Source organism: Pseudomonas sp. 2VD (assembly GCF_005503585.1).
GTDB lineage: Bacteria > Pseudomonadota > Gammaproteobacteria > Pseudomonadales > Pseudomonadaceae > Pseudomonas > Pseudomonas aeruginosa.
Genome location: NZ_SCND01000277.1, coordinates 1 through 8,507 on the forward strand (window position 1 = coordinate 1; position 8,507 = coordinate 8,507).

The 8,507-nt window shown below is 69.0% G+C and carries 7 protein-coding genes and 1 pseudogene; 2 read left to right on the plus strand and 6 right to left on the minus strand.

Annotated elements, in window-relative coordinates:
- Together bfiS and bfiR are read left to right on the plus strand one after the other, a co-directional pair.
- Positions 1-624 (plus strand): annotated as a pseudogene (gene bfiS, locus FFS27_RS23895) (two-component system sensor histidine kinase BfiS); the annotation flags it as partial.
- 2 nt (positions 625-626) lie between these two features.
- The gene (gene bfiR, locus FFS27_RS23900) at positions 627-1,271 is read left to right on the plus strand and encodes a two-component system response regulator BfiR (protein ID WP_003129339.1); all 645 of its coding nucleotides are present in this window, start codon (positions 627-629) and stop codon (positions 1,269-1,271) included.
- A gap of 4 nt (positions 1,272-1,275) precedes the next feature.
- Here the strand turns inward: bfiR and pqsL are convergent, their stop codons facing one another.
- From pqsL to FFS27_RS23930, 6 genes are all read right to left on the minus strand, one after another.
- On the minus strand, positions 1,276-2,481 hold the full coding sequence (gene pqsL / locus FFS27_RS23905) for an FAD-dependent monooxygenase PqsL (protein ID WP_021265310.1): 1,206 nt from the start codon (positions 2,479-2,481) through the stop codon (positions 1,276-1,278).
- A gap of 167 nt (positions 2,482-2,648) precedes the next feature.
- On the minus strand, positions 2,649-4,139 hold the full coding sequence (locus FFS27_RS23910) for an aldehyde dehydrogenase (RefSeq protein ID WP_023100796.1): 1,491 nt from the start codon (positions 4,137-4,139) through the stop codon (positions 2,649-2,651).
- Positions 4,132-5,043, minus strand: coding sequence for a dihydrodipicolinate synthase family protein (locus FFS27_RS23915; RefSeq protein ID WP_003093588.1), 912 nt, complete (start codon positions 5,041-5,043; stop codon positions 4,132-4,134). Before FFS27_RS23915 ends, FFS27_RS23910 begins: the two co-directional genes overlap by 8 nt.
- A gap of 64 nt (positions 5,044-5,107) precedes the next feature.
- A complete protein-coding gene (locus FFS27_RS23920) occupies positions 5,108-6,436 on the minus strand; it encodes an MFS transporter (RefSeq protein WP_003129340.1) in 1,329 nt (442 codons plus the stop codon).
- A 135-nt stretch (positions 6,437-6,571) separates the two neighbouring features.
- Positions 6,572-7,891 (minus strand): NAD(P)/FAD-dependent oxidoreductase, encoded by a 1,320-nt coding sequence (locus FFS27_RS23925; RefSeq protein ID WP_003101373.1) that lies wholly within the window; start codon positions 7,889-7,891, stop codon positions 6,572-6,574.
- 92 nt (positions 7,892-7,983) lie between these two features.
- A partial coding sequence (locus tag FFS27_RS23930) for a GntR family transcriptional regulator (protein ID WP_137952246.1) occupies positions 7,984-8,507 on the minus strand: 524 nt, incomplete at its 5' end.

Below are 8,507 nucleotides of genomic sequence, written 5' to 3' on the forward strand. Positions count from 1 at the left end.
AGCCAGCGTTACCTGGCCGTCCTCGGCAGCCAGCCCGAGGCCGCCGGGCGGGTGGCCGAGGGGCTGGCGCGGATCGGCGAGCACGCCGGCCACGCGGCGGAGGTGATCAAGCGCCTGCGCGCCTTCCTGCGCAAGGGCCAGCGGCGCCTGCAGGCGCTCGACCTCAACCAGGTGGCACGCGAGGCCATCGGCCTCTGCGCCTGGGAAGCCGGGCACTGGCAAGTGGCGGTGGAAGAAGCGATGACCGACAATCCGCCGCCGCTGTATGCCGACCGCGTGCTGCTCGAACAGGTGTTCCTCAATCTGCTGCGCAACGCCATCGAAGCCAACCGCGAGGCGCATCCCGGCTCGCCGTCGCGGGTCGTCATCGGTAGCCGCGTCGAGCCCGGCGGGCTGCTCTGCCTGTGGGTTCGCGACCAGGGACCGGGAGTGCCGGCGGATCAGCTGGAACACATTTTCACGCCGTTCCACACCAGCAAGCCGGAAGGGCTGGGCCTGGGCCTGTCGATGAGCCGCAGCATCGTCGAGGGCTTCGGCGGCACCCTCGAAGCCGAGCTGCCGGCGGATGGCGGGTTGCTCATGAACTGCCGGCTGCCGCTCGCCGCCGGCGCCACGGGAGGTTAAGGATGGCTATGCCTGACGAAGCGCTGGTCTACGTGGTCGACGACGACCAGGGCATGCTCGAATCGACGGTCTGGCTGCTGGAATCGGTCGGCCTCAAGGCACGGCCCTTCACCCAGGGCCGGGACTTCCTCGACGCCTGCGAGGGCGGCCGCCATGCCTGCGTCCTGCTCGACGTGCGGATGCCCGGCATGGGCGGGCTGAACGTGCAGGACGAACTGCTGGCGCGCGGCATCGACCTGCCGGTGATCTTCGTCAGCGGCCATGCCGACGTGCCCATCGTGGTGCGCGCCTTCAAGGCCGGGGCGGTGGATTTCATCGAGAAACCCTACAACGAACAATTGCTGCTCGACAGCGTGCAGCAGGCCCTCGATCGCCACGCCCGTCGGCGCCGGCACCGCGATCTCGACGCCGGGTTGCGCGAACGCCTGGACAGCCTCACCCCGCGCGAGCGCGACGTGCTCTTGCCGCTGGTGCGCGGCTATACCAGCCGCGAGGTGGCCGAGCAACTGGAAGTCAGCGTGAAGACCGTCGACCTCTACCGCGCGCGGGTGATGAAGCGCATGCAGGCCCAGACCCTGCCGGAGCTGGTGGGCATGGCCATCGCCGCCGGGCTGGTGGACCCGCTGCGCTTGCGCGAGGACGCCTGAGGGCTCAGCCGCGCGGAGCCTCCAGGGACGGCGACCGCACCGGCTGATAGGAACGCTCGCCGCCCAGCGCTTCCGGCGCCCGGCTGCTGCCCTGCAGGGCGGTGTCGAAGACCCCGGCGAAGCGCTGGCGATCCTCCAGGCTGGTGGCCAGCGCATGGCCATAGGAGACGATCGCCTGGTTCACCGGGAAGCGTTCGGCCTGGTAGCCGGCCAGGGCATCCTCCAGCGCGCAGGCGTCGCGCAAGGCCAGGTCGAGGGCGTCGGCCAGGGCGCTGGCGTCCTCGATGGCCAGGTTCATGCCCTGGCCGGTGATCGGATGCACGTTGTGGATGGCGTCGCCGAGCATCGCCACGTTGTCCGCCCAGTAGCGGTCCAGGTTCAGGTAGCCGATGGGGATGCCCTTGAAGCGCGAAGTGCCGGTGACGGCGGCGATCGCCTCGGCGCTCTCGTCGCCGACGAAGCGTTGCAGGCGCCGGCGCAGCGACTCGCCGCGGGTGTCGGCCATCAGCTCGCGCGACTCTTCCCTGGGGAAGCTCACCACCAGTCGCGCGCGGTCGAAACCGATCGGGTAGAAATAGGCCAGCCCGCCCTGCGCGTCCACGTACAGGCGGTTGCGCTCGGCCACGCAGGGCGCCAGGGCGAAGGTGCCGACCAGCATCGGCGACGGGTAGGGGCGGCGTTCCACCTCGATATCGAGCAGCCGGCGGCGCACGTAGGAGGCGATACCGTCGGCGCCCACCACCACCCGCGGACGCAGCACGCGGCCGTCGTTCAGGCGCACCTGGTCGATCGCGTGGCGCTCGTCGCGCTGCACCGCTTCGATGCGGGTCTCGAACAGCATCTCGACGGTCGCTTCGCCGTCGATCTTTTCCAGTACCAGGCGGCGCAGCGACTCGCAGGGCATGAGGATGAAATAGCCGCGCGCGTCGACGCTGGAATAGTTGAAATAGCGAAGCAGCTCGCCGTCGTGATAGACCTCCAGCTCATGGCGGACCCGCCCGCCGCGACGGGTCACTTCGGCCAACAGCCCGGCCGCCTCGACCACCCGGATGCCGGCCGGCTTGAGCAGGTCGGCGCCGTTGATCGCGCGTTCGCGCCGTGCCTGCTCCACTACCACCACGCGGTGGCCCTGGCGGCCGAGCAGGTAGGCGAGCATCGCCCCGCCGATGCCGCAGCCGTTGATCAGTACATCGATATGGTTGTCCGTCATGGATGAGTCTCCGTGTCGTTCCTGGCGGAAAAGGGAAGGGTGGAGGCAGCAGCATAGCGACGGAACGTTATGCAGAATGGGTGTTGTCTGCACTTGGTCGCCTGTCCGGCCCGGTTGTCCGGTCTCGCCGCCAGGCGGGAGTGCCGGCCCTTGCGGGCCGGACAGCTTCAGGAAGCGTCGATCCAGATGGTCTTCAACTCTGTGTACTGGTCGTGTGCCCAGACCGACTTGTCGCGACCGCCGAAGCCTGACTCCTTGTAGCCGCCGAAGGGCGTCGAGGCGTCGCCCTCGCCGAAGCAGTTGACGGTGACGATCCCCGCGCGGATCTCCCGCGACAGGCGCAGTGCGTGGCGCAGGCTGCCGGTGTAGGCCGAGGCGGCGAGGCCGTAGACGGTGTCGTTGGCCAGGGCGATGGCTTCGTCGATGTCGTCGAAAGAGGTGACCGAGAGCAGCGGGCCGAAGATTTCCTCGCGGAACAGCCGGCTGTGCGGCGAGACGCCATCGACCACGGTCGGCTCGACGAAGATGCCAGCCTCGGTGGAGCCGCCGAAGCGCACCGCCAACCGCTCCGTCCTGGCCTGGTCGAGGTACGCGCGGACCTTCTCGAAGTGCGCCGGGCTGACCAGCGCGCCGAGGCGATTACGCGGATCCAGCGGGTCGCCCATGCGCCACTCGCGGAGCTGCGCGCCGATGCGTTCGAGCAGTGCCTCGCGGACCTCGGCGTGGACGATCAGCCGCGAGGACGCCGAGCAGTTCTCGCCCATGTTCCAGAACGCGCCGTTGACCACGTGTTGCGCCGCCAGGTCGAGGTCCTCGACATCGTTCATCACCACCGCCGGGTTCTTGCCGCCGCACTCCAGTACCACCCGCTTGAGGTTGGACTCGGCGGCGTACTTGAGGAACAGGCGGCCGGTCGCGGTGGAGCCGGTGAAGCTGACCATCGCCACGTCCGGGTGGCGGCCCAGCGGTTCGCCGGCCTCGCGGCCGCCGCCGGGGACCACGTTGAACACCCCGGCGGGGATCCCCGCCTGGCTGGCCAGTTCGGCGACGCGCAGGGCGGTCAGGCTGGTCTCGGGGGCCGGCTTGACCACTACGGAGCAGCCTGCCGCCAGCGCCGGGCCGATCTTCCAGGCGAGCATCAGCAGCGGGAAGTTCCACGGCAGCACCAGGCCGACCACGCCGATCGGCTCGCGCACCACCATGGCCAGCGCCGCCGAACCGACCGGGGCGGTGCTGTCGTAGATCTTGTCGATCAGTTCGGCATGCCAGCGCAGGGTATTGATGGTTTCCGGCAGGTCGGTGTGCTGGCATTCGCGGATCGGCTTGCCGCTGTCGAGGCTCTCCATCACCGCCAGTTCCAGCAGGTGCTCTTCCAGCAGCTCGGCCAGGCGCAGCAGCGCCGCCTTGCGCTCGGCGGGCGTGCGCGAGCGCCAGCGGCCGTCCTCGAACGCCCGCCGCGCGCTGGCCACGGCGTGCCCGACGTCCTCCGCGTCGCAGGCGGCGACCTGCGCCAGCAGCTCGCCGGTGGCCGGGTTGGTCGAGGCGAAGGTGCGGCCGCCGCAGGCATCGCGGAACCCTCCGTCGATGAAGGCGCGCTGGGGAAGGTCCAGCGTCGCGGCGATGGCCGCGTATTCCTCCCGGCTCAGCAGCTCAGTCATGGCGGCCACCCTCGACGATCCGCGCGACCTCGCCCTTGAGCCTGGCGACGATCTCCGCCAGTGCCGCCTTGCCGGCCTCGTCCAGCGCCTTCAGCGGCGCACGTACGCCGCCGGCGCGCAGGCCGGCCAGCTCGCAGCCGTGCTTGATCGACTGGACGAAGTGACCGCTTTCGAGAAAGTCCATCAGCGGCATCATCGCCGCCATGATGCGCCGGCCCTTGGCGAAGTCGTTCTCGACCACGCAGGCCTGGTACAGGGCGAGGTGTTCGCCAGGGATGAAGTTGGAGCCGGCGCAGACCCAACTGCGCGCGCCCCAGGCGAAGAACTCCAGGGCCTGGTCGTCCCAGCCGCAGGACAAGGCGATCCGCGGGTGGCGGCAGGCCAGGCGGTGCAATTGCGCGGTGGAGCCGGAGCTTTCCTTGATCGCGACGATGTTGCGGCAGCCGGCGACGGCGGCGAAGAACGCCTCGTCCATCTCCACGCCCATCCGCGCCGGATAGTTGTAGAGCATGATCGGCAGGCCGGCGGCGCGGTCCACCGCCAGCACGTGCTCGGCGATCTCCCGCGAGGTCGGCAGCGCATAGGGCGGCGAGCCGACCAGGATGGCGTCGGCGCCGATGGCGCGGGCGGCTTCGGCGTAGGCCAGCGAGTCCTCGGTGCGGATCGCGCCGGTTCCCACCACCAGCGGCAGGCGCCCGGCGATGACTTCGCTGGCGTGGGCGGCGAGGGCCAGGCGTTCCTCGGCGGTGTGCGCGTAGTACTCGCCGGTGGAGCCGCCGATCACGATGCCGTGCACCTTCGACTCGACGAGAAACTCCAGGACCTCGGCGAAGGCTTGGGTGTCGATGCTGCCGTCGGCGCTCAGCGGGGTGATGGCGGGGGTATAGATACCTTCGAATTTCACGGGGTTTCCTCCTGTGGGATGCTGGGCCGCGGCGCACCCGGCGGACGCTGCCGCGGCGGGTGGTTCAGGTGAGCGAAGCCGCCTGCTGCAGGTTCAGCGAACGGGTTTCCGGCGCCAGGGCCCAGGTCACGAGCAGCCCGAGCAGGGTCACCAGCGCGGCGGCGTACATGGTCTGGGCGGTACCCAGGGTTTCCAGGGAAAGCGGCACCAGGTAGGTGCCCACCGCGGCGCCGACGCGCGATAACGAGGTGCCGACGCCGACCGCGAAGGCGCGGATCTCGGTGGGGAACAGTTCGTTCGGGTAGACCAGTTGCAGCACCTGGGCGCCGCCGATGAACAGCGCGTAGGCACCGAACAGGCCGAGGATGGTCGCCTCCGAGCCGGCGTGGAAGACGCCCAGCCCGAGCAGCGCCAGGCCGGACCAGAGGAAGCTGTGCAGCAGCATGCAGCGCCGGCCGATGCGGTTGATCAGGCGGGTGGCGATGATGCAGCCGATGACGAACAGCAGGGTGATCGCCACCGAACCGTAGGAGGCCCAGTCGCCCTTCAGGTTCAGCGCCAGCAGCACCTTGGGCGCGAAGGCGTAGACGGCGAACACGGGGATCACCGAGCAGGTCCAGAACAGGGTGACGAAGAGCATGCGCTTGCCGTAGCCGGCGTAGAGCAGGTGCCAGATGGTGACCTTCCGTTCCAGCGCCTGTTCGGGCAGGTTCGCCAGCGAGAAGGCTTCGCCGTAGACCTGGCGGATGACCCGTTCTGCGTCCGCGTCGCGGCCCTTGCTCAGCAGCCAGCGCGGCGACTCGGGGGTGCCGATGCGTAGCAGGAACAGCACGGCGCCGATCGCCGCGGTGCTGGCCAGTACCAGGCGCCAGGCGTCCTCGCCGCCGCTGCGCAGGATCAGGTCGCCGACCAGGTAGGCGAAGGCGGCGCCGGCGAACCAGAGGATGGTCAGGGTGGCCAGGCGCGGTCCGCGATACTTCTTCGGCAGGAACTCCACCAGCAAGGCGGTGGCGACCGGGTACTCGATGCCCACCGCCACGCCGATCAGGAAGCGCAGGACGAACAGCGCCGCCGCCGAGTCGACCCCGTACTGCGCCAGGGAAGCGAGGACGAACAGGCTGGGGCCGACGAAGAACAGCCTGCGGCGGCCCAGGCGGTCGGTCAGCCAGCCGCCGAGGAAACCGCCGAAGAAGATGCCGACCAGCGCCGAGGCGGCGATCATGCCCTGCCAGAAACTGCTCAGTTGCAATGCCGCGGTCATCTGCAGCATCGCCACGCCGATGATGCTCAGCACGTAGCCGTCGACGAAGGAGCCGCCGCCGGAGCGCAGGGTCAACAGCCGGTGGAAGGCGTTGAGGGGTACGTCTTCGATCGAGGTCGTAGGATTTGTCATTATTGTCTCCTGGTTCTAACCGCTGCCGGTGAATTCGGGCCGAGCGAATCCGCGAGGCTGGAACGCTCTCCAGCTCCGGTCTTCAATGGCCGTCTGAATCGAAGTCGGCGCCCGTGGGCGCGTTACTAGGGATGCCTAGCTTTCTCTACCTGCTCGATACTGCCCCCACCTCAGGTTGAGGTTCACGCCAAGGGAAAGGAGTGGTTCGGGTGGATTGCCGCTGGGACCGGGCGCGCGCAGCAGGAAGTCGATCAGCTCGTTGCGTTCGCCCGCCAGCCAGTCGGCCAGCAGCTTCCCGGTGACGGTCCCGCGGGTTACCCCCAGGCCGTTGCAGCACAGGGCGCCATAGACGTTGGGCGCCAGCTCGCCGAAGTGCCCCATGTGGTTCCTCGACAGCGCCAGCGAGCCGCCCCAGGTGTAGTCGAAGCCGACTTCCGGGAGCATCGGGAAGCGCTGGCGGAACGAGGCGCGATGGCGTACGGCGAAGCGCTCAAGGTACTTCCCGGCGCTGCGTCCGTCAGGGTTGAAACTGAAGCTGTTGCGGATCAGCAGGCGGTTGTCCGGGGTACGCCTCACCGTGGTGCCGTAAGGGTCGGCCGGGATCAGGCCCCAGTAGGGGCGGCCGCCGAGGCGGGCCTGCTCCTCGGCATCGAGCGGCCGGGTCAGGCTGGCGTAGGTGAAGATCGGCAGCATCCGCCCCTGGAGGAAGCCGAAGCTCATGCCGAAGGCGTTGTTGGCGAGGACCAGGCGGTCGGCCAGGATGCTGCCGTGGGGATGGCTCAGCAGGGTCCTGTCGCCATATTCCACGGCGGTGATCGGTGTGTGTTCGTAGAGGCTGACGTTGCCCGGCAGGCTGTCGGCCAGGCCCTTGACCAGGGCCGAGGGCTGCACCAGCAGGGTACCGGGGGTGAACAGGGCCTTGCGATAGAAAGCGGTGCCGATGTGTCCCGGGAGGTCGTCCGCCTCGATCACCTCGTAGGCCTGGCCAAGCCGATCGAGGCCGCGCCGGTAGGCGTCGAGCACAGCCACGCCGCGCGCCTCGACGGCCGCCTGGTACTTGCCGCAGGCCTTCATCTGGCAGTCGATGGCATGGCGCTGCACCTGTTCGCGGAGCAGCGACTGGCCGGCGAGATTGAGCTTCAGGCCGATCCGGGCGGTCGCTATGTCGCCGATGTAGTCGTCGGCGCCGATGTCGTGGGGCAGGTCGATGGCGAAGCCGGCGTTGCGCCCGGCGGTACCGAAGCCGACTTCCTGGGCCTCGACCAGGACGATCTCCTCGTCGGGAAAATGCAGCGCCAGCTGGCGCGCGGCGGCGAGGCCGGTGAAGCCGGCGCCGACCACCACCCAACGGGCGGCGCTCCTGCCGTAGTGGGCCGGCTTCGGCCGCCGCGGCGGGCTGAGGTGATACCAGCCGCAGGAACGGTCGTCGGCCGGAAGGTGGGTTACTTTCGTCATCGCAGGGACCTGACTCTTGTTATTGGAACCCGGTAACCATCCCCTGCGTGACCGCCTCCGCTTCTCGGGCGGGGCCGTGGCGCGGGGGCTCGCTAACCCTCGTAGACCAGCGCCACCTCCACTCCGGCCGGCGCCGCGTACTCGGCCATGCGCCGGCGCGACAGCTCGAAATGCGCACGGACGATGTCCGCCGCCGCATCCGGATCGCGCCGCTGGATGGCATCGACGATCTGGTCGTGCTGGTCGCAGGCGAGTTCCAGGTCGCGTTGCATGTCGTCGGTGGTCGGATGGCGGTAGAAGATCTTGCCCAGCCGCGCATGGTCGATCAGCAAGCGGCGCAGGCTGGGCATGAGATAGTCGTTGTGGGCCATCCTGCCGATCTCCAGGTGGAAGGCGTCGTTGTGGATGACGCGGTTTTCCACATGCTTCTCTTCGATGGCCTTGCGGAAATCTTCCTGGATCGCCTTGAGCGTCTCGATCTCCGCTTCGCTGGCATGGGTGGCCGCCAGTTGTGTGGTGGCGATGTAGATCAGCGGCGCGGCGAGAAAGAAGGCGTGCAGCGAGTCGTGGCTCATGGCCGCGACGCGCGGCGCACGGTTGGCTTCCAGTTCGATGT